Genomic DNA, 20,917 nt, shown 5'->3' on the forward strand with positions numbered 1-20,917 from the left:
CCACCGGCGGTGTCAGGTCAGCCGTCGGTGGGTCCGTGCACCACCCGACCGCTCACGAGGGTGGCCCGGACGCGGACGTCGGCTGGAGATGCAAGGGCCACGCCGAGCGGGTCGGTGAGCAGGCACAGGTCGGCGCGTGCGCCCCGCCGCACGACCCGGCCAGGTCCCCCCGGATCGTCCGGCTCGCCGAGGAAGAGCGAGAGCGCCCGTCGGGCGTCGACCGCCTCCCGCTCGCCGAGCGCCACGCCCCCGGAGGTCCGACGCTGCACGGCGGCGTGCACGGCGAGCCACGGGTCGGACCGACCGAACGGGGCGTCGGTCGAGGCGGCCACGGGGATCCCGGCGTCGAGCAGCGAGGCACACGGGTAGAGGTGGGGGACGTCGTCGCCCTCCACGTCGCGCAGGTACTGGTCGCCGCGCTCTGCCACGAAGCCCGGTTGGGTCACGACGGTGACCGGGAGCCGTGCCAGCTCGTCTCGCAGCTCGGGCGGGATCACGGAACCGTGCTCGATGCGGTCGCCGGATCTGGCGCCGACCTCGGCCCACGCGGCCACCACGAGCGCCAAGGCGCTGCGGCTCACGCAGTGGACGGCCACCGGCCGGTGGGCCCGATGGGCTCGGTCGATCCAGGTGGTCAGGGTGTCGAAGTCGGGGAAGGTCCGCTCGTCGATCACGAGCTTCACCGGCCCGCGTCGGAGGGGCACAGGGAACGCCAGCTCGGTCAGCGGCGGTCCGCCGGTCGCCACGACGTGTTGGGGCATCGTTCCGGAGACGACGGCGCCGGCCAGGGCCTCGAGCTCGGCGACGCTCTCGTACGGCGTCATGTCGGTGACCCCGACCACGCCGCGGCGGGCGAGATCGGCGCCGACGCCGGCCAGGTCGGGGAGCGACGTCGGGGCCAGCTGCTCCCGGAGCCAGGCGTCGGCACCGTGGAGGCGGCCGGTCGGGCGTCCCGTCTCGTCGAGCTCGGCGCCGTCGAGAGCCCGCCGGTCGAGGCCGACGCGCCGGACGGCCTCGGAGTTCAGGATCCACCGCGCCCCGGAGCGGTGCTGGACGCGGACGGGGTGATCGTCGACGATCCCGTCCAGCTGGTCCCGGTCGAGCGGTCCGGCGATCGATTCGTGGTAGCCGACCGCCCGGATCCAGTCACCCGGTGCCGTGGTGGCGGCCCGCTTCCGCAGCGTCGCCGACAGCTCCTCCCTCGACGTCACCGTCGGTGGTCCCACGACGGTGGAGTCGTGCATCGCGGCCAACGCGAGGAGGTGGATGTGGTGGTCCCACAATCCGGGGATCAGGGCGCCGCCGCCCCCGTCGATGGCCGCGCGCTCGGACCGTCCGCTTCCGCGTGGCCCGATTGCGGTGACGACCCCGTCGTCGATGACGACGTCGACGACCGCGCCGTCGACTTCGACCTCGCGCAGGCAGAGCCGTGAGTGCAGCTCAGCCGCGCCGGTCATGCCGGCGCAGTCAACCCACCGGGGGATGTGGTGTCAACGTCGGTGACGGGTTGCGGCAAAAACTGAAACGCGTTACACATCTGACCAAGACGTTGGTCGCCGGCGGGCGCCGGCCACCATCCACACGACGAACGGGGGCAACGAGATGGAGACGAAGGCTGCGATCCTCTGGGAGCAGGGCGCCGAGTGGTCGGTGGAACCGATCGAGCTCGACCCGCCGAAGGGACGCGAGGTGCAGGTGCGCCTCGTCGCCTCCGGCATGTGCCACTCCGACGAGCACGTCGTCACGGGCGACCTCCCCGGTTCGCTCCCGATCATCTGCGGCCACGAGGGGGGCGGCGTGGTCGAGGCGGTCGGGCCCGACGTGACCTTCGTGGAGCCCGGCGATCACGTCGTCTTCAGCTTCGTGCCGTCCTGCGGCTCCTGCCCTTCGTGCGCCTCCGGGCACTCGAACCTCTGCGACAACGGCGGTGCCATCATGGGCGGCCGCCAGATGGACGGGTCGTCGCGCCACCACGCACGCGGGCAGGACCTGAACACGCTGGTGCTCCTCGGCACCTTCGCCCACCACACGGTGGTGCACGAGTGGTCGTGCGTGAAGGTCCCGAAGGAGGTTCCGCTGAACCGCGCCTGCCTGGTGGGTTGCGGGTTCACCACCGGCTGGGGGAGCTCGGTCTACGCGGCCGAGGTGCAGGCCGGTGACAAGGTCGCCGTCGTCGGCCTCGGTGGCATCGGATCGGCTGCGGTGCAGGGTGCGGCCCTGGCCGGCGCCGAGCAGATCTTCGCCATCGACCCCGTGGAGTGGAAGCGCGAGAAGGCCCAGGGCTTCGGCGCCACCCACATCGCCGCCAGCCTCGAGGAGGCCCACGAGCTCATCCAGGAGGCCACGTGGGGGCGTGGATGCGACAAGGTCATCATGGCCATGGGAGTCGGCGATGGAGCGTTGATGGGCCAGGTGATGGGGCTGGCCGCCAAGCGCGGTCGCGTGGTGATCACGAACATCCACTCGGCGACCGAGACCTCGAACAACATCTCGCTGCTCGACCTGACCCTGTCGGAGAAGCAGGTGGTCGGGTCGCTGTTCGGATCGGCCAACCCCCGCAAGGACATCCCCCGGCTGCTCGAGCTCTACAGCGCAGGACGCATCGACCTCGACGGCATGGTCACGCGGACGTACTCGCTGGACGACATCAACCAGGGCTTCCAGGACATGCGCGAGGGCAAGAACATCCGGGGTGTCCTCGTCTACGAGTGACGCCGACGGCGCATGCTCAGACGTGGGGGTCGATGATCAGTCGGGTCGCGCTCTCGAGGGCACGGTTGACGCGTCGCATCGGCAGCCGGCCGTTCACCCAGTTCACGAGGACCGAGTACCACACGTGTCCGAGTGCCTCTCGGATCCGGCGTTGGATCTCGGGCTCCAGACCCTCCAGCTCCTCGAGGACGACTCGCGTCATCAGCGAGGCCACCTCGGATTGGGGTTCGATGGTGGCGGGATCGGCTGACGCCATCGACATGATGAGCGCGGAGGTGAGCTTGCCCGACCGCTCGACCGCCCGGTTGGCTCGAGCGAAGAAGTCGACGATGCGGTCCGAGGGCGTCTCGCCCTTGAGCGGACGGCGCGAGATCCGGTTCTCGAGCTGCTGGGTCCACTCCGCCCAGCACGCGCCGAGCAGCTGGTCCTTCGACGAGAAGTAGCGGTACAGCGTTCCCAGCGCCACGTCGGCTCGTGCCGCCACATCGCGCATCTGGACAGCCTCGTACCCGCCCTCGGTCGCCATCTCGATGGCGACGTCGATGATGCCTTGTCGACGCGCCTGCTGCTTTGGCGTGAGCTCGGAGACCACGGGAAGGGCAGGCATGGCGAGAATGCTACCGAGACGCGGCTCGGACTCGGAATCGCAGAACGCAACGCGTTCTCGTTTGTGTGAGTGGCACGCCCTCGATGCGGGTTCGAGAAGAGCCAGCCCCGGCAGTACGCTAGAACGCGTTCCATATGACCCGGTGACCGTCCATCGCGGGCGAGGGGAGGCGGCGACGTGACGTCGACCGATGCCACGGTGGTGGCCGAGCCACGAATGCTCGACGGAGTGCGGGCGCTCTTCGGCGCCCCGGACTTCCGCAACTACTGGAGTGCCTCCGCCGTCTTCGGGCTCGGCATCTGGGCCTACCTCACGGCGATGGGCTGGACTGCGCTGGAGCTGACCGACTCGGCCTTCGCCGTGAGCGTGACGAACGTCGTGTACTTCCTGCCGCTCTTCCTCTTCGCTCTCCCTGCCGGGGTCTTGGCGGATCGGTGGGACCGTCGCAGGACCCCGATCGTCGCCCGCAGCCTCTCCGGGCTGTCGATGGTCCTCATGGTCGGCCTCGCCATGGCCGATCGCCTCACCTACGCCTGGCTGCTGGTCTTCTCCGCCGGTGTGGGCCTGTCGGTGATCCTGGAGCTCTCGGCCCGGCAGGCGTACGTCGCCCAGATCGTGGCTCCCCGCCAGCTGGTCAACGCCACGGCGCTGACGGCGGTCCAAGGCGGCATCTCCCGTGTCGTCGGGCCGCTCCTGGCCGGATGGCTCCTGGCCATCGGAGGCTCGGCCGGGGGCTACGCCGTCTACGGGATCTCGTGCGGGCTCTTCGTCTGGTTCTTCTGGCAGATCCGGACCCCGGGCGCGGTACCCCCGCGGGAGGGTGTGGAGGCGTCGCGCCCGATGCAAGACCTGATCGAGGGCCTGCGCTACATCCGGGCCCACCGTGACGCGCTCACCATCGTGTCGATCAGCATCCTCTCGGGCATCGTCGGCTGGGTCTACCTCGCGCTGATGCCCGTGATGGCCCGCGACGTCCTCGACGGTGGCTCCTTCGTGCTGGGTGCGCTGTCGATGGCTGTGGGCATCGGGTCGGTCCCCGGCTCGTTGGCGCTGTCACTGGTGAAGGACTTCACGGCCGAGGGCCGCACCTACGTGGCCGCCGTGGTGCTGTGGGGTGTGGGCGTGATCGGGTTCGCGGCCTCGCCGACGGTGCCGCTGTCCCTGGCGATGCTGTTCGTGTCCGGCCTGGGCTTCGGCGTGCAGGTGGTCCTGACGCGCTCGATCCTGCTGCGGATCGTCGAGCGGGCCTACCACGGACGCGTGATGGGCTGCCTGATGCTGACCTGGGGTGCGAACGTGATCGGCACGCTCAGTGCCGGCGCGATGGCGGAGACGCTCGGCGCTCCCATGGTGATCGGCATCTCCGGCGCGCTGATCGTGGCCGTGCCCCTGGTGGCCGTCTCCGTGAACCGTCGGGTGCTCCAGCTCTGAGGTCTGCCCCGGTGGGACCGGGGCGGGATCCCGTCGTCGGGACCCTCAGGCGGCGTCGACGGGCATGTTCCCCAGGTACGCGGCCTGCACCTGCGGGTGCGCACGGACTTCGTCCGGCGTCCCTGAAGCGAGGATCTGCCCGAAGTCCAGGACGAAGATCCGAGCGCAGACGCTCATGACGAGCGCCACGTCGTGCTCGACGAGCAGGATCCCCAGACCGTCGTCGGTCAGCTCGCCGAGCAGGGCGGCGAAGGCGTCGGTCTCGTCCTCGCTCAGCCCCGACGAGGGCTCGTCGAGGAGGAGGACCTTCGGCTGGCAGGCGATGGCGCGCCCGAGCTCCACCAGTCGGGCGAGTCCGGTCGGGAGCGAGTCCACCCGCTCGTCGCGCACGTGGGCCAGCCCCACCCGCTCGAGGGCGGCATCGGCGACCGACTGAGGGCTCTCGGACCGACCGCGCCGGTGGATCTCAGCGGCGACGAGGACGTTCTGGTGCACGGACAGCGAGCCGAAGACCTCGAGTCGCTGGAACGTACGCGCGATCCCCAGACGACCGCGCCGGTAGGGCTTGGTGTCGCCCAGGTCCTGCCCGTCGAGCACGACGCTTCCGCTGTCGGGGCTCTGGATGCCGCAGATCACGTTGAACAGGGTCGTCTTGCCCGCACCGTTGGGGCCGATGAGCCCGGTCACCTGGCCCGCCTCGACCTCCAGGCTCGCACCCGAGAGCGCGCGGAGCCCCCCGAACTGCACGGCGACCTCTCGGACCTCGAGCTGAGCCATCGTCGTTCTCCCGGGGATAGTTGCGTTCGGCTGCCACGACCGTACCAGTTCTGCTAGAACCTGTTCCAGAAAGGCGCTACGGTGTGTCCGACAGGTCGCACGGTCGATGTGCCCGACCACGTTCCGGGGGGAACCATGAACCGACGCATCCTTGCGCTCACCGCATCCACGATGCTCGTACTCGCAGCCTGCGGGTCGAGGACGGACACGGACGCCGCCGCGACCGCCCCATCCAACACGACTGCTGCCACCGAGGACGGCCAGCCCGAGGACACCGTCGACAACGGGGGCGCGACCGATGTGGGGGTCACCGGAGACGAGATCGTCATCGGTGTGGTCGCCGACCTGACCGGCGTCGTACCCGGCCTGTTCAAGTCAGCCCCCGACGCGGTGAAGGCCCATGCCGCCATGATCAACGAGGCGGGCGGGATCCACGGCCGCATGATCCGGGTCGAGGTCTTCGACACCGGAACGAGCGACAACGGCAACCGCCTCGCGTACGAGGAGGCCTGCGAAGCCGACATCTTCGCCCTCGTGGGCTCGTTCTCCGCCTTCGACACCGGCGGCTACGACGCGCAGGTGAACTGCGACACGCCCACCATCCCGGCCAACGTCACCGATCCCGAGGTGGATCTGCTGCCGAACGTCTACCCGCGCACCAGCGAGGACTTCGGCAACTCGGGCCCGGCGCGCTGGTTCGCTGAAGAGTTCCCCGACGCCGTCACTGCGGGGTCCTTCATCTTCATCGATGCACCCGTGACCGAGCGGGGGGCCCGCAACTCGATGGAGATGCGCCGGTCGGTGGGCTGGGACTTCGTCTACGAGCAGCCGGTGACGCCGCTGGAGTCGAACTACACCCCGCACGTCCTGGAGATGGATCGACGCGGCGCCCAGGCCTTCGCCACCAGCCTCGACCAGAGCAACATCGTGCGCCTGGTCAAGGCGCTGCGTGAGCAGAACTACGAGCTCACGATCAAGGAGGTCGGCACCCAGGGCTACAGCGCCGACTTCCTCGAGGCCGCCGGCCCGGCGGCCGAGGGGAGCTACATCCCGCTCACCCATGCCCTCCTCGAGGAGACCGATCGGGTGCCGGCGATGCAGGACTACACCGACTGGCTCGACGAGACCGGCGGCGATGAGGCCAGCTCGAACGGCCTCCTGTCCTGGACGCGGGCCATGCTGTTCGCCGAGGCGGTCGAGGCGGTCGGGCCCGACCTCACCCGAGAAGCCCTCGTGCAGGAGCTCGAGTCCATGACCGCCTGGGATGCCGACGGGCTGCTCCCGCCCCAGGACGTCGGCGAAGCACGGCCCGAGCAGAGCTGCTTCATCATGGTGCAGATCCAGGATGGTCAGTTCGCGCGCATCCACCCGGACGAGGGCTTCGACTGCTCGCCCGACTACGTCTACGAGTACGAGGCGTGATCGGCGTGGAGCGCCCATGTTGACGGACCTCTTCGCCTTCACGATCGTCGGGATCGTCACCGGCTCGATCTACGCCGTCGCGGCCAGCGGCCTGGTGGTGACCTACACCACGTCCGGGGTCTTCAACTTCGCCCACGGCGCGGTCGGCATGATCATGGCGTTCCTGTACTGGCAGGTGCGCTTCGACTGGGGTTGGTCCACGCCGGTCAGCCTCATCTTCGTGCTGCTGGTCGTCGCCCCGCTCTTCGGCGTCCTCATGGAGCGCGCCCTGGCCAAGAACGCCAGAGGGGGTTCCTTCGTGTCCGCCATGGTGGTCACCATCGGCATGCTGCTGCTGCTGATGGGCCTGGCCCTCAACGTCTGGCCACCGGAGGGGCGACGCGTCGACGGGTTCTTCTCCCCGCACGGCTTCGACGTGGGCCCGGTGTTCGTCACCTGGCACCAGGCCATCACGGTCCTGGTCGCGGCTGGGGTCGCCATCGGGCTCCGGCTGCTGATGTTCCGCACTCGCACCGGCATCACGATGCGGGCCGTGGTCGACAACCGTGGGCTGACCGCCCTCACCGGCGGCCGGCCCGGACGCATGAGCCTGCTGAGCTGGGCGCTCGGCTCGATGCTCGCCGGCCTCGCCGGGATCCTGCTGGCGCCGGTGCTCCAGCTCAACGTCGAGGCGCTCACCCTGCTCGTGGTCAACGCCTACGCCGCAGCGGTCGTCGGTCGCCTGCGCAGCGTCCCCCTCACCTTCGTCGGCGCCATGGTCCTCGGACTGCTCGAGTCCTACGCCGTGGGCTACCTGCCTTCGACGGGTTCGTTCGCCAACATCCGCCTGGCGATCCCCACGATCATGCTGTTCGTCGTGCTGCTCGCGCTCCCGGAGGTCCGGCTTCGGACCCGCTCCGCGGTCGAGATGCGCATGCCGGCGATGCCGTCGCCACGGACATCGCTCCTGGGTGGTGCTGCGCTGATCCTGGTCGCGACGGCGATCGCCACCACGGTCGCGGAGTCGACGCTCACCGACCTCGCGCCGGCGCTCGCGCTCGGGCTCATTGCGCTCTCGTTGGTCCCGCTCACCGGGTGGGCCGGACAGATCTCGCTGTGCCAGATGACCTTCGCGGGCGTCGGTGCCTTCGCCGTGGTCCAGTTCGCAGCCGACGGCTCGCCGGTGGGCCTCATCGTCGCGCCGGCGCTGGCGGCCGCCGTCGGCGTGCTCGTCGCCATGCCCGCGCTGCGGCTCAGCGGCCTCTACCTGGCGCTGGGCACGCTCGCCTTCGCCGTGCTCATGGACCGGGTGGTCTTCACCCGCCGGGACGTGTTCGGCGACTTCGGCGTGGAGCGCGTCGAGCGGCTCCAGGTCGCAGGGGTGTCCTTCGATGGCGTCCGCGCGTACTTCGTGCTGCTCGCGGTCGTGTTCGCCGCGGTGGGCATCGGGCTGCAGGCGCTGCGTCGAGGACGCTTCGGCCGCCAGCTCTCGGCGATGCGGGACAGCCCCGCTGCGCTCACGATGCTCGGCCAGGACCTCAAGACCACGAAGATGGCGGCCTTCGCCCTCTCGTCGGCCATCGCCGGCCTGGGTGGGGCGCTGCTCGCGGGTCTCAACACCACGGCGACCTCCAGCGACTTCACGATGTTCCAGAGCCTGCCGCTCGTCCTCATCGCCGTGCTCGGTGGCGTCACCGCCGTGAGCGGTGCCCTCCTCGGCGGCCTCGTGCTCGCCGGACTGCCCGTGCTGGCGGACAACATCTCCTTCCTGGAGAGCCTCACCCTGCTCGGACCCGGCATCATCGGCCTGATCCTGGCTCGCAGGCCCGACGGCATCGCGCTCGTGCTCTCCGACCTGTGGTCCGGACGTGGCAGCTTCGCCGCAGCGACGGCCGAGGACGAGGAGCTGCCCGAGCACTGCGAGCAGCTCGGCATCGAGGTCGACTTCGAGCCGCGGCACGCCGAGGTGCTCGATCGAGCGCTCCAGGTGGAGGGCGTATGACGGCCCCGGCGCTCCGGCTCCGCGGCGTCTGCGCCGCCTACGACCGCATCGAGGTGCTGCGCGGGGTCGACCTCGACGTGCCGGCGGGCAGCGTGGTGGCACTGCTCGGCCCGAACGGCGCCGGGAAGAGCACGACGCTGGCCGTGGTGAGCGGCCAGATGCGCCCCACCAGCGGATCCGTCGAGATGGCCGGGTGCGACGTCGTCGGGGCGAGCCCGGATGCACTCGCCCGGGCCGGCGTCTGCATGGTGCCCGAGGGTCGCGGCATCTTTCCCAACCTCACCGTCACCGAGAACATCAAGCTGCTCAGCCACTTCGGCGTCAAGACCGGGCACGCCCTCGACGTCGCGTTCGAGCACTTCCCCCGGCTGAAGGAGCGACGGAAGGTGCTCGCCGGTCGCCTCTCGGGTGGCGAGCAGCAGATGCTCGCGCTCGCTCGGGCGCTGGCCACCGATCCGGCGCTCATCCTGCTCGACGAGCTGTCGATGGGGCTTGCCCCCACCATCGTCGAGCACCTGTACGAGCAGGTGACTGCGCTGGCCCGGACCGGTGTGTCGATCCTGCTCGTCGAGCAGTTCGCATCGGTCGTGCTGGACATCGCCGATCACGTCGCCGTGATGTCCCACGGGCGCGTGCAGGCCGAGGGCCGTCCCGAAGATGTCGCCGCCACCCTGTCCACCGCCTACCTCGGAGACGCATCGTGACCGCGACTCCCGACCAACCTGCCCAACCCTCCCCGGAGGAAGGAAACCGCACCATGGAGAACAGCGATCAGAAGCCCGATGCCTCCGCCCGGCTCGAGGAGTTCCAGTCGGAGGTCGAGCGGCTGCGCATCCGCGGCAGCTCCCCGAGCACCGAGAAGCGCCTGCTGCTCGTCGGCTCGCTGCTGATGCCCGTGGGCATCGTGCTGGTCCTCATCGGGTGGTGGGGAGCGTCCGGGACGAGCGACCAGGCCGATCAGGTCCCGTTCCTCATCTCTGGCGGTGTCCTCGGGCTCACCGTGACCTTCGCGGGCGCGGCGCTGTTCCTGCGGTACTCGCTCGGCCGCTACCTCCGCTACTGGCTCCTGCGGCTGATCTACGAGGAGCGCATCTCGACCGACCGCTCGGTCGAGGCCCTCGACCGCATCGCGGGGCTCCTCGGCGACACCGCAGACGCGCCGGGCATGACGCGGTTCCCGCCGGCGTCCGACGAAGCCATGCCCGCCCCCCACTCCGTCTCGCGCTGAACCGTCGAGACCCCCGACAACCAAGGAGAACCATGCACACGAACCCAACCCGAGGACGGCTCGTCCGACTCACCGGCTTGATCGCCGCCCTCGCGCTCGTCCTGGGTGCCTGCGGCGACGACGATGACACCGCGGCCGAGGACGACGAGACGACCACGACCGAAGCGGAGGAGACGACCACGACCGAAGCGGAGGAGACGACGACCACCGAGGCCGAGGAGACGACGACCACGGTGGACATGGCGGCCGAGGAAGATGCTGTCGGCCTCGTCGCGGTCAGCTTCTTCGATCGGCTCGGCGCCGAGGACATCGAGGGCGCCGCCGACTTCCTCGAGAACGGCGAGGCGAACATCCCCACGATCCGCCACTGCGCCAACCTGCTGCCCGGAGCCTCCATCAGGGTGCTCTCGACCGAGTTCACCGACGAGGCCACGGCAAGCATGATCTACGAGCTGTCGCTGAACGGTGAGGTCGTCCTCCCCGAGTCCGGCGGCGGCGCGGTCAAGGCCGACGGCGAGTGGCTCTTCGCCGAGAACAGCTGGCTGTCGCTGTACGACGCTGCGAAGGACTCCTGCACCGGGCCCGCTCCGGCGGCCTGACCGACATGTCCGGGCGCCGGCCGACCGGCCGGCGCCCACCTCGACCGATGGGGAACCGATGGCTGACGTCCAGCGAGTGAAGACCGATGCGACCACCGACATCGCGCCCCCGGGGTTCCACTACGGGGGTGAGGAGCACTGGCGCGCGGGCGTGTCGGGGGTCGACGAGCTCGACAGCGACGGCCCAGCTCCCTACGCCTACGGGGCCGAGGAGGCCTGGGCCGAGACCAGCCCGCGCCGACGTCGCCGGGCGGGAGCCTGGGGACCCTACGGCCGTCGACCGATCACCTTGCTCGCGCTGGTCGCACTCATCGACGCCATCGACAAGGGGATCCTCCCCGGTGTGCTGACGAAGGTGCAGGAGGAGTTCGGCTTCGGTGACGCCCAGGCGGGCGTGCTCGGCACCGCCTTCATCTTCGCTGGCTTCCTCGTCGTGATCCCCGCGGGGTACCTGGCTGACCGCCACCGCCGCACCCGCATCATCGCCGGCGTCCTGGTCTCCTGGGGGGTGATCTCCGGCATGAACGCCGCCGTCCAGAACTACTGGCAGTTCCTGGGTGTGCGCGCCGCCCTCGGATTCGGCGAGACGATCGACAACCCGTCGTCGCAGTCGCTGATCGCGGACTACTACCCCCCGAACGTCCGTGGCCGGGCCTACGCGATGCAGCGGATCGCACCCACCGTCGGGACGGCGCTGGGCACCGGTCTCGGCGGCCTGGTGGCGTCGATCTTCGGGTGGCGCTGGGCATTCCTCCTCGTGGGTGTGCCGGGCTCGCTGCTCGCCATCGCGGTCTGGCGGCTGAAGGAGCCGCGCCGAGGCGAGAGCGACGAGTTCGACACCAGCGATGACACGGCCGAGACGGCGACGGAGGCCACCACCGCCCACGTCACCCTCGAGGTCACCGCCGAGGCCTCCGAGCTGGTCACGAGCGCCGCCGATGCCGAAGCGCCCGAAGCCGATCCCGGCAGCGACGTCTCGCAGGAGCGCACGTTCAAGCGGGACATCAGCCGGGTCATCCGCATCAAGACCCTGCGGTCGCTGATCGTGGGCACAGCCATCGCCGCGGGTGCGACCCAGGGCCTCGGCTTCTGGGCGCCAGCCTTCTACGAGCGCCACTCGGGCCTCACCTCGGGCCAGGCGGCTGCGGTCACCGCCGGGGCCATCCTCTCGGGTGCGCTCTCGGGCACCTACCTGGGCGGGCTCGTCAGCGATCGGGCCCAGTCCCGGGCGATCGCCGGGGCGCCGATGCTCATCGCCGGCTACGCCCAGTTCGCCGGCGGCGTCCTGCTGATGCTGACCTTCCTCCCGGTGCCGCTGTGGTTCCGGGTTCCGGCGCAGATCGTCGGCGTGGCCCTGCTCGTCGCCGGGTTCCCCGCGCTCACCTCGATGATCGCCCAGGTGGTCCCGGCCAGCATCCGTGGCATCGCCTTCTCGGTCACCAGCTTCCTCGGGGCGGTGTCCGGTGCGCTGTCGCCGCTGGTGATCGGCATCGTGTCCGAGCAGTACAGCTTCTCGGTCGACGGCGTCTCGAAGGGCCACCTCGCCAACTCGTTCCTCACCATCACCCCGCTGGTCCTCTTCGGCGCCCTCGTCGTGCTCCGGGGACGCCGCTGGGTGGGTCACGACCTCGCGGTCGCGGCGGCGGAGCGTCGAGCCAACCGGTCCGTGGTCTGACCGCCCGGGTCCGGGCGATCGACGGCATCTCGTGGAGCGTCTGCGCCCCATCGACCTGCTCGACCCCCTGGGCGTCGACGAGGTCGTCGTCGACGACGCGCTGCGCCAGATCGAGGTCTTCACCCCGGAGGGGTTGCTCCTCGCCCTGTGGCACGGACCGTCCGACGCATCGCGCGTGGTCATCCTCCTCGGTGGTGGTCTGGGTGGCACCCTCGGGCCCGCCGGCGCCCTCTACCACCGGCTCGGACGGCGTCTGGCGACGTCGGGCATCGGCGCGATCCGCATCCACTACCGCCGACCCGGAGACCTGGAGCGCTGCGTCGTGGACGCCGGTGCCGTGGCCGACCTCGCCGCCCAGCGGGGAGCTCGAGCGTTCGCGGTCGTGGGCCACAGCTTCGGTGGCGCCGTGGCCGTGAACCTCGGCGCCGCCATCCCATCTGCCGTGGTCGGCGTGGCGACGCTGTCGACGCAGTCGGCCGGATGTCAGCCCGCAGCCGCTCTGGCGCCTCGCCCCTTCCTGCTGATCCACGGTGAGGACGACGAGATCGTCCCCGCGGCGAGCAGCCGCCAGGTCCAGCTGCTCGCCGGCGGCCACGGTGAGGTCGAGATCCTGCCCGGGGCGGGCCACGGGCTCTCCGGTGTCGCCGAGCACGTCGAGCTGCGGTTGCTCGACTGGATCCAGACGACGTTCGCCGGAAGTCGCGCGCAAGAATAGAATCTGTTCTAATAATTCGGAACCACACGACGGAGGTCTCCTCATGAAGCTCGGTCTTCAGCTCGGCTACTGGCAGGCGCAACCACCCACGGACACGCTGGAGAAGGTCCTGGAGGCCGAGAAGCTCGGCTACGACATCGTCTTCACCGCCGAGTCGTGGGGATCGGATGCCTTCTCGCCCCTGGCATGGGTCGGGTCGAGCACCTCCACGATCCGTCTGGCCACCGCCGTCGTGCAGATCTCGGCGCGCCAGCCCACCTCGGTCGCCATGCACGCGCTCACCCTCGACCACCTCAGCGGTGGGCGCCACACGCTGGGGCTGGGTCTGTCGGGGCCGCAGGTCGTCGAGGGTTGGTACGGCCGGCCCTTCGGCAAGCCGCTCGGTCGGACGCGGGAGTACGTCGACATCATCCGTCAGGTGCTCGCTCGCCAGGGTCCGGTCACCAGCGACGGCCCCCACTACCCGTTGCCGTACACGGGCGAGGGTGCCCTCGGCATGGGCAAGCCGCTCAAGCCCATCGTGCACCCCCTGCGCGAGGACCTTCCGATCTGGATCGGCAGCGAGGGCCCGAAGAACGTCGCGCTCACCGCAGAGATCGCCGACGGCTGGTTGCCCATCTACTACTCCCCGAAGGTCGCCGGGATGTACAACGAGTGGCTCGACGAGGGTTTCGCCCGGCCTGGCGCCCGTCGAGATCGAGCGAGCTTCGAGATCGCGGCCAACTGCGGCGTGGTGGTGACCGACGATCGTGATGCGGTGCTCGACCAGATGAAGAGCGGCCTCGCCTTCTACATCGGCGGCATGGGGGCCAAGGAGATGAACTTCCACAAGAACGTCTTCGCCCGCATGGGGTACGAGAAGGAGGCCGACGAGATCCAGGACCTCTTCTACGAGGGCGAGCGCGACAAGGCCATCGCAGCCGTGCCCCGCGAGGCCGTGGCCGACATCAACCTCGTGGGCACGAAGGAGCAGATCCGCGACGACCTGGCAGCCTGGGAGGAGGCCGGCATCACGCACCTCGTCATCGGTGGGCGCGATCTCGACCAGATCCGTCTCGTGGCCGACGTCATCCTCGGCGCCTGAGCGGCGAGCCGATGGACCCATCCAGCCCGGTGATCGTCGGCGTCGGTCAGGTCGCCAACCGGTCCGACGACGTCGTCGACGCCCTCGACCTGCTCGAGGTCGCGGCTCGAGCGGCGCTGGGCGACGCCGGCGGCTCGCTCCGGGGTCGCCTGACGTCGATCGTCACCCAGCCGATCAGCATCGCCGACGAGGACTCGGCGGCGCTGCTGGCTGACCGCCTCGATCGGCCCGGAGCCGAGGTCGGGATCGGGCGCATCAACGGCGCCATGCCCCAGAAGCTCGTGGCGGCTGCCTGCGACGCCGTGAGGACTGGCCGCCACGACGCCGTCCTGGTGGCGGGCGCCCTGGCCGACGCCTCCGCGGTGCGTCTGGCGCGGTCCCGTCCCGGTGCCGAAGACGCGACCTGGACCGGGCAGATGCGGGGCGGTGACGGGGGTGATCGGCGGCTCCCCCCGCCGTACCAGGTGGCCAACGCCGAGGTGCAGGCGCAGTCGCTGCTGCCGGCCATCTCCTACGCCCTGCTCGAGAGCGTGTTCGCCGCCGAGGCCGGGCGCACACCGGCCGAGCAGCGTGCCTGGCTCGGCGAGGTCCTGGCGCCCTTCACCCGCGCCGCGGCGCGGTGGCCCGACGTCGCCTGGTTCCCCCACGAGCGGAGCGCCGCCGAGATCGCCGAGGTCCGAGCCGACAACCGGTTGGTCGGCGAGCCCTACACCAAGGTGATGAACGCCTTCCCCACGGTCGACCAGGCCGCCGCCGTCGTGGTGACCACCGTGGGCACGGCTCGAGATGCCGGGGTCCCGGCCGATCGCATGGTGTTCCCCTGGTCGGCAGCCGCGTGCGACGAGGCGGACCTCCCGTCACGACGGCGCCGCCTCGCCCGCTCCGGCGCGCTGGACGCGGTCGCCGAGCGAGCCCTCGGCGCCGCCGGGATCGGGGCCGACGACCTCGGCATCATCGACATCTACTCGTGCTTCCCGTCCGCGGTGCAGTACGCCACGGCCGCCCTCGGCATCGACCCGCTCGACGCTCGCGGCCTCTCGGTCACCGGGGGGCTGCCCTTCTTCGGCGGACCGGGCGGCAACTACGGCACACACGCGATCGCCTGCCTCGTCGAGCGGTGCAGGGAGCAGCCGGACCAGCTGGCGTGGGCATCGGGGCTCGGCGGGTTGGTCACCTCCCACGCGGCCGGGGTCTACGGAGGCACGCCCCCGCCCCGTGGGTTCCGGCACGTGGACTGCTCCGACGTCGAGGCCTCCCTGCGCGAGGACAGCGTGGAGATCGCGCTGGATCGTCGCGGCCGGGCCACGGTCGAGGCCATGACGGTCTTCCATGACCGCGACGGCACGCAGTCGGCCGCACCGGTGATCGTGAGCTGGCCCGACGGCAGCCGGTCGGGTGCGCAGCCGGCGGATCCCGAGCTGGCCTCGGAGCTGGTCGGGCGGAGCCTCGTGGGGAGCGAGGTCCGCATCGCTCCCGGTGACGAGGGAACCCCGCGCTACGAGCTCCTCTGAACAGTGCCGCTGCACAGGAAACTAGAACGCGTTACTGTCCCGACCCGATGCGGTCGTGAGCGCGACCGCGGCGACAGGAGGAGCGAAGATGCACCAGCATGAGCGACTGCCCATCGGTGGGGAGTGGGTCGAGCCGACGTCGGACGAGGTGATCGAGGTCATCTCGCCGAGCACGGAGCAGGTCGTGGGTCGTGTGCCCCACGCGTCCACCGCCGACATCGACCGAGCGGTCGCCGCGGCTCGCTCCGCCTTCGACACCGGTCCGTGGTCCCGCACGAGCCCTGACGAGCGGGCCGACGTGATGGCGCGGATCAGCGCCATCATGAAGGAGCGGGCCGAGGAGATCGCTCGCCTGATCACCGAGCAGAACGGGTCCCCGATCTCCTGGTCGATCGGCGCCCAGGCGTGGGCGTCGATCATGGTCCTCGACTACTACACCGAGCTCGCCCGCGAGTTCCCCTTCGAGGAGCTGCGGACCGGCGCCATGGGCCAGACGCTGGTCCGCCAGCAGCCTGTGGGCGTCGTTGGCGCGATCGTGCCGTGGAACGTCCCCATGTTCGTGACGATGCTCAAGGTGGCACCGGCGCTCGCGGCGGGCGCGACCATCGTGCTCAAGCCCGCCCCCGAGACGCCGCTGGACGCCTTCCTGCTCGCCGAGATCGTCGAGGAGGCCGGCCTCCCTGCCGGTGTGCTCAACGTCGTCCCCGCGGGGCGTGAGGTGAGCGAGCACCTGGTGCGCCACCCCGATGTCGACAAGATCGGCTTCACCGGGAGCTCGACCGCTGGTCGGCGCATCGCCTCCCTGTGCGGTGAGCAGCTCAAGCGGGTGACGCTCGAGCTCGGCGGGAAGTCCGCCGCGATCATCCTCGACGACGTCGACCTCGATGTCGCGATGCCACAGCTCCACCAAGCCGCCACCATGAACACCGGGCAGGCCTGCGTGGCGCAGACGCGGATCCTGGCGTCTCGTGGCCGCCACGACGAGGTGGTGGACCGGCTGGTCGAGCTGACCAAGGCGCAGATCGTCGGCGACCCGTTCGACCCCGCCACCACCGTGGGGCCGCTCGTGGCCGAGCGCCAGCGCGACCGCGTCGAGCACTACATCGCAGCCGGGCGCGACGAGGGCGCCAAGCTGGTGATCGGCGGAGGACGGCCCCAGGACCTCGATCGGGGCTGGTTCGTGGAGCCCACGGTGTTCGCCGGTGTCGACAACTCCATGACCATCGCCCAGGAGGAGATCTTCGGACCCGTGGTCTCGGTGATCCCCTTCGAGGACGAGGCCGATGCGCTCCGCATCGCCAACGACTCGTCCTATGGCCTCTCCGGTTCCGTGTGGAGCGCAGACGTCGAGCACGGCATCGAGCTCGCCCGCCGCGTGCAGACGGGGAGCATCACCGTGAACGGGTTCACGCTCGCGTTCCACGCCCCCTTCGGGGGCTGGAAGCAGTCCGGCCTTGGACGCGAGATGGGCCCCGAGGGCCTGCAGGCCTACCTGGAGTCCACCCAGCTCAACGTGCCGGCCGGGCACGCTGGCGGTGGGCAGACCCCGGTCGGAGCCTGAGCCGAGATGACCGATCAGACCGCGGCGGTGTCCCCCGAGGAGCTCCGCGAGCTCCAGGTCCTGCGCTGATGGCCGGGCCGCTCAGTGGCTGCCGGGTCGTCGAGCTCGCCGGGATCGGCCCGGCGCCCTTCGCCGGGATGGTGCTCGCGGATGCGGGTGCCGATGTGATCACGGTGGACCGTCCGCCGTACGCGAAGCAGGCGGGCTTCGGCGCGACCGGAGGGGTCCTGGCGCGTGGGAAGCGCTCGGTGGCCGTCGATCTCAAGCATCCCGAGGGACCCGAGACGGTCCTGCGCCTCATCGAGGGTGCCGACGCGCTGATCGAGGGCTTCCGTCCCGGGGTCACCGAGCGCCTGGGCCTCGGCCCGGCCGAGTGCCATGCCCGGAACCGTGCACTCGTGTACGGCCGGATGACGGGGTTCGGGCAGTCCGGCCCGCTCGCCCACGCCGCCGGACACGACATCAACTACATCGCGCTCGGTGGCGTGCTGGCGTCGGTCGGACGGGCCGGCCAACCACCCACGCCTCCGCTCAACCTCGTCGGCGACTTCGGCGGCGGGGGCATGCTCCTCGCGTTCGGCGTGCTCGCCGCGCTGGTCCACGCCCGAGCCACCGGTGAGGGCCAGACCGTCGACGCGGCCATGGTCGAGGGCTCGGCGCTGCTGATGGCGCCCTTCTTCCCGGGGCGTGCGCAGTGGCCCGGCCGGGGGCGGGGGATGCTCGACTCCGGTTCTCACTTCTACGACGCGTACGAGACCTCTGACGGCAAGTGGGTCTCGGTCGGCGCGATCGAGCCCCAGTTCTACGCCGAGCTGCTGGACCGGCTCGGGATCGATCCCGACGAGCTCGGTCCCCAGATGGACCCCTCCACGTGGCCAGCGGCCAAGGAGCGCATCGCCACGGTGTTCCGCACCCGCACCCGCGACGAGTGGTGCGAGCTGCTCGAGGGGACCGACGCGTGCTTCGCCCCGGCGCTCGAGCTGTCCGAGGTCGCCGACCACGAGCACAACCGAGCGCGGGAGGCCTACGTCGAGGTCGACGGGCAGCTGCAGCCCGCACCGGCGCCCCGCTTCGACCGCACGGTGAGCGAGGTTCGGGTGACCGCACCGACCGCGGGGTCCCACACCGATGAGGTGCTGGCCGAGGCGGGATTTCAGCAGCGGGAGATCGAGCAGCTGCGCGAAGGGCGAGCCGTGGCATGAGGTACTGGACAGCGGTGACGGCGAGCCGATAAGAATTGAAACGGGTTCTAGTAGATGAGGAACTCACGTTCCGAGGAGGAATCGATGCACATCGCATTCGACGAAAGCCAGGAGGAGCTCAGGCTCGAGCTGCGCGAGTACTTCGCCGAGCTCATGACGCCGGAACGCCGGGAGGCGCTCGTCGGCGGCGAGGGTGACGGCGACTACGGCAGCGCGTACCGCGAGATCGTCCGCCAGATGGGCTCGGACGGCTGGCTCGGCATCGGCTGGCCCGAGGAGTACGGCGGCCAGGACCGCACGATGCTCGAGCAGGCGATCTTCACGGACGAGGCGAGCATCGCCGGCGCTCCGGTGCCGTTCCTGACCATCAACACGGTCGGGCCGACGATCATGGAGTACGGCACCAAGGAGCAGCGCGACTTCTTCCTCCCGAAGATCCTCGCCGGCGAGCTCCACTTCTCCATCGGCTACTCCGAGCCCGACGCGGGCACCGATCTGGCGGCGCTGACGACCCGTGCCGATCGCGACGGGGACGAGTACGTGGTCAACGGCCAGAAGATGTGGACGAGCCTCATCGAGAACGCCGACTACGTCTGGCTGGCGGTCCGCACGAGCCAGGAGACCAAGAAGCACCAGGGCTTGTCGGTGCTGCTCGTCCCGACGGACAGCGAGGGGTTCTCCTGGTCGCCGGTCCCCACGGTCACCGGTGCGACGACCAGCCAGACGTTCTACGAGGACGTCCGCGTCCCCACCTCCGCGCTCGTGGGCGAGGAGAACGGCGGCTGGCGGCTCATCACCGGCCAGCTCAACCGCGAGCGCGTGGCGCTGTGCTCGGCTGCCGGGGTCACCAACGCACTGCGGGAGACCGTGATGTGGGCCAAGGAGGCCAAGACCGCAGATGGTCGACGGGTGATCGACCACGATTGGGTCCGAGCGAACCTCGGCCGGGTCCACGCCAAGGCCGAGTTCCTCAAGCTCATCAACTGGAAGATCGCCTGGGGCGTCGACGCCGACGGCGTGACGCCGGGCGACGCCTCGGCGACGAAGGTGTTCGGCACGGAGTTCTACACCGAGGCGTACCGGCTGCTCATGGAGTGCTTCGGCGAGGAGGCCTACATCAAGGGCGACTCCCCGGGCTCGGTGCTCAAGGGCCGTATCGAGCGGATGTACCGCTCGGCACTGATCCTCACCTTCGGTGGGGGGACCAACGAGGTCCAGCGGGACATGATCGCCATGAAGGCGCTCGGGCTTCCGAGGCCGCCCCGCTGACGCGGGCACCAACGAGAGGACGAACCATGGACTTCAGCTTCACCGAGGAGCAGCAGGACGTCGAGGCGCTGACCCGACAGATCCTGACCGACCGCGTCACCCACGAATCGCTCACCGAGCTCGAGGCGGCGGGCGGTGACCGACACGACGCCGACCTGTACGCCGAGCTGGCCAAGGCCAACCTGCTGGGCATCTCGTTGCCCGAGGACGTCGGAGGCAGCGGGTTCGGCATCGTCGAGCAGCTGCTCGTCCTCGTGGAGGTCGGGCGGGCGCTGGCGCCGGTCCCGGTCCTGCCATCCATCGTGATGGGCGCGATGCCCATCGCCGAGTTCGGATCCGCGGCGCAGAAGGAGCGGTGGGTGCGCCCCGCGATCGAGGGCGAGGTGATCCTCACCGCCGCGCTGGCCGAGCCGCTGAACTCGGATCCGACCCGCCCCTCGACCACGGCGCGCCGCGTCGACGACGGCTGGGTGCTCGACGGTGTGAAGACGGGTGTGCCCGTCGCGCCGATGGCCGACCTCATCGTCGTCCCGGCCAGCGTCGACGGCGAGGCCCGGCTCTTCCTGGTCGAGCCCGGCGCGGACGGCGTCACCATCTCCCCGCAGGAGACGACCAACCGGGAGCGGTACGGGTACGTCGAGCTCGCCGACGTGCACGTGCCCGCCGACGGCGTGCTCGGGGACGCCTCGGCCGTGGGTTGGCTCCACCAGCGGGCCACGCTCGGGCTGTGCGCCATGCAGCTCGGGATCACCGAGACGGCCATGCGCGCCACTGCGGAGTACACGAAGGAGCGCGTGCAGTTCGAGCGTCCCATCGGCACCTTCCAGGCCGTGGGCCACCGTCTCGCCGATGCCTACATCGACGTTGAGGGGATCCGCTTGACCCTGTGGCAGGCCGCGTGGCGGCTGTCGCATGGGGACTCGGGGCGCCTCGACGTCGCCTCGGCCAAGTTCTGGGCATCCGAGGGCGGCCATCGGGTCGCGCACGCGGTGGTCCACCTGCACGGCGGCATGGGCGTGGCGACCGAGTACTTCATCCACCGCTACTTCATCCACGCAAAGCAGATCGAGTTCATGCTCGGTGGTGCCACGGAGCAGGCGATGAGCATCGGCACGGACCTCGCGCTCGAGCTCTCCTAGGCAG

At 70.4% G+C, this 20,917-nt stretch carries 18 protein-coding genes; 15 read left to right on the top strand and 3 right to left on the bottom strand.

Annotated features, from left to right (window positions below; translation table 11 throughout):
* Positions 1-17 precede the first annotated feature (17 nt).
* Positions 18-1,457: an amidohydrolase family protein gene (locus RGQ06_RS09905; protein WP_432430312.1), complete on the bottom strand. Its 1,440-nt coding sequence runs from the start codon at positions 1,455-1,457 to the stop codon at positions 18-20.
* 145 nt (positions 1,458-1,602) lie between these two features.
* Between RGQ06_RS09905 and RGQ06_RS09910 the strand changes: the two genes are divergently transcribed.
* Complete coding sequence (locus tag RGQ06_RS09910) at positions 1,603-2,712, top strand: NDMA-dependent alcohol dehydrogenase (protein ID WP_432430311.1); 1,110 nt, start codon at positions 1,603-1,605, stop codon at positions 2,710-2,712.
* A 16-nt stretch (positions 2,713-2,728) separates the two neighbouring features.
* On the opposite strand, the gene RGQ06_RS09915 is transcribed toward RGQ06_RS09910, so the two are convergent.
* Entirely contained in the window at positions 2,729-3,319 is a 591-nt protein-coding gene (locus RGQ06_RS09915) for a TetR family transcriptional regulator (protein ID WP_432430310.1), read from the bottom strand.
* 177 nt (positions 3,320-3,496) lie between these two features.
* On the opposite strand from RGQ06_RS09915, the gene RGQ06_RS09920 reads away from it, so the two are divergent.
* Entirely contained in the window at positions 3,497-4,750 is a 1,254-nt protein-coding gene (locus tag RGQ06_RS09920) for an MFS transporter (protein WP_432430309.1), read from the top strand.
* A 45-nt stretch (positions 4,751-4,795) separates the two neighbouring features.
* Here the strand turns inward: RGQ06_RS09920 and RGQ06_RS09925 are convergent, their stop codons facing one another.
* Entirely contained in the window at positions 4,796-5,527 is a 732-nt protein-coding gene (locus RGQ06_RS09925; protein ID WP_432430308.1) for an ABC transporter ATP-binding protein, read from the bottom strand.
* 135 nt (positions 5,528-5,662) lie between these two features.
* On the opposite strand from RGQ06_RS09925, the gene RGQ06_RS09930 reads away from it, so the two are divergent.
* The 13 genes from RGQ06_RS09930 (at position 5,663) to RGQ06_RS09990 (ending at position 20,913) form a co-directional block, all read left to right on the top strand.
* On the top strand, positions 5,663-6,949 hold the full coding sequence (locus tag RGQ06_RS09930; protein ID WP_432430307.1) for an ABC transporter substrate-binding protein: 1,287 nt from the start codon (positions 5,663-5,665) through the stop codon (positions 6,947-6,949).
* Between the two features lie 16 nt (positions 6,950-6,965).
* Complete coding sequence (locus RGQ06_RS09935) at positions 6,966-8,930, top strand: ABC transporter permease subunit (RefSeq protein ID WP_432430306.1); 1,965 nt, start codon at positions 6,966-6,968, stop codon at positions 8,928-8,930.
* Positions 8,927-9,634, top strand: a complete 708-nt coding sequence (locus RGQ06_RS09940; RefSeq protein ID WP_432430305.1) for an ABC transporter ATP-binding protein — start codon at positions 8,927-8,929, stop codon at positions 9,632-9,634. Before RGQ06_RS09935 ends, RGQ06_RS09940 begins: the two co-directional genes overlap by 4 nt.
* A 53-nt stretch (positions 9,635-9,687) precedes the next feature.
* Positions 9,688-10,158: a hypothetical protein gene (locus RGQ06_RS09945; protein ID WP_432430304.1), complete on the top strand. Its 471-nt coding sequence runs from the start codon at positions 9,688-9,690 to the stop codon at positions 10,156-10,158.
* 32 nt (positions 10,159-10,190) lie between these two features.
* Positions 10,191-10,757: a hypothetical protein gene (locus RGQ06_RS09950; protein ID WP_432430303.1), complete on the top strand. Its 567-nt coding sequence runs from the start codon at positions 10,191-10,193 to the stop codon at positions 10,755-10,757.
* A gap of 58 nt (positions 10,758-10,815) precedes the next feature.
* Positions 10,816-12,432, top strand: coding sequence for an MFS transporter (locus RGQ06_RS09955; RefSeq protein WP_432430302.1), 1,617 nt, complete (start codon positions 10,816-10,818; stop codon positions 12,430-12,432).
* Positions 12,433-12,463: 31 nt separating this feature from the next.
* Positions 12,464-13,147: an alpha/beta hydrolase gene (locus RGQ06_RS09960; RefSeq protein WP_432430301.1), complete on the top strand. Its 684-nt coding sequence runs from the start codon at positions 12,464-12,466 to the stop codon at positions 13,145-13,147.
* Between the two features lie 43 nt (positions 13,148-13,190).
* Positions 13,191-14,231, top strand: a complete 1,041-nt coding sequence (locus tag RGQ06_RS09965; protein WP_432430300.1) for an LLM class F420-dependent oxidoreductase — start codon at positions 13,191-13,193, stop codon at positions 14,229-14,231.
* An 11-nt stretch (positions 14,232-14,242) separates the two neighbouring features.
* Positions 14,243-15,742 (top strand): acetyl-CoA acetyltransferase, encoded by a 1,500-nt coding sequence (locus RGQ06_RS09970; protein ID WP_432430299.1) that lies wholly within the window; start codon positions 14,243-14,245, stop codon positions 15,740-15,742.
* 88 nt (positions 15,743-15,830) lie between these two features.
* On the top strand, positions 15,831-17,303 hold the full coding sequence (locus RGQ06_RS09975) for an aldehyde dehydrogenase (RefSeq protein WP_432430298.1): 1,473 nt from the start codon (positions 15,831-15,833) through the stop codon (positions 17,301-17,303).
* Positions 17,304-17,371: 68 nt separating this feature from the next.
* On the top strand, positions 17,372-18,505 hold the full coding sequence (locus RGQ06_RS09980) for a CaiB/BaiF CoA transferase family protein (protein ID WP_432430297.1): 1,134 nt from the start codon (positions 17,372-17,374) through the stop codon (positions 18,503-18,505).
* Positions 18,506-18,589: 84 nt separating this feature from the next.
* Positions 18,590-19,774 carry an acyl-CoA dehydrogenase family protein gene (locus tag RGQ06_RS09985; protein ID WP_432430296.1) on the top strand — a complete coding sequence of 395 codons (1,185 nt, stop codon included), beginning with the start codon at positions 18,590-18,592 and terminating at the stop codon, positions 19,772-19,774.
* Positions 19,775-19,800: 26 nt separating this feature from the next.
* Positions 19,801-20,913: an acyl-CoA dehydrogenase family protein gene (locus tag RGQ06_RS09990; RefSeq protein WP_432430295.1), complete on the top strand. Its 1,113-nt coding sequence runs from the start codon at positions 19,801-19,803 to the stop codon at positions 20,911-20,913.
* Positions 20,914-20,917 lie beyond the last annotated feature (4 nt).

The organism is Salinilacustrithrix flava (assembly GCF_041228405.1).
GTDB lineage: Bacteria > Actinomycetota > Acidimicrobiia > Acidimicrobiales > Salinilacustritrichaceae > Salinilacustrithrix > Salinilacustrithrix flava.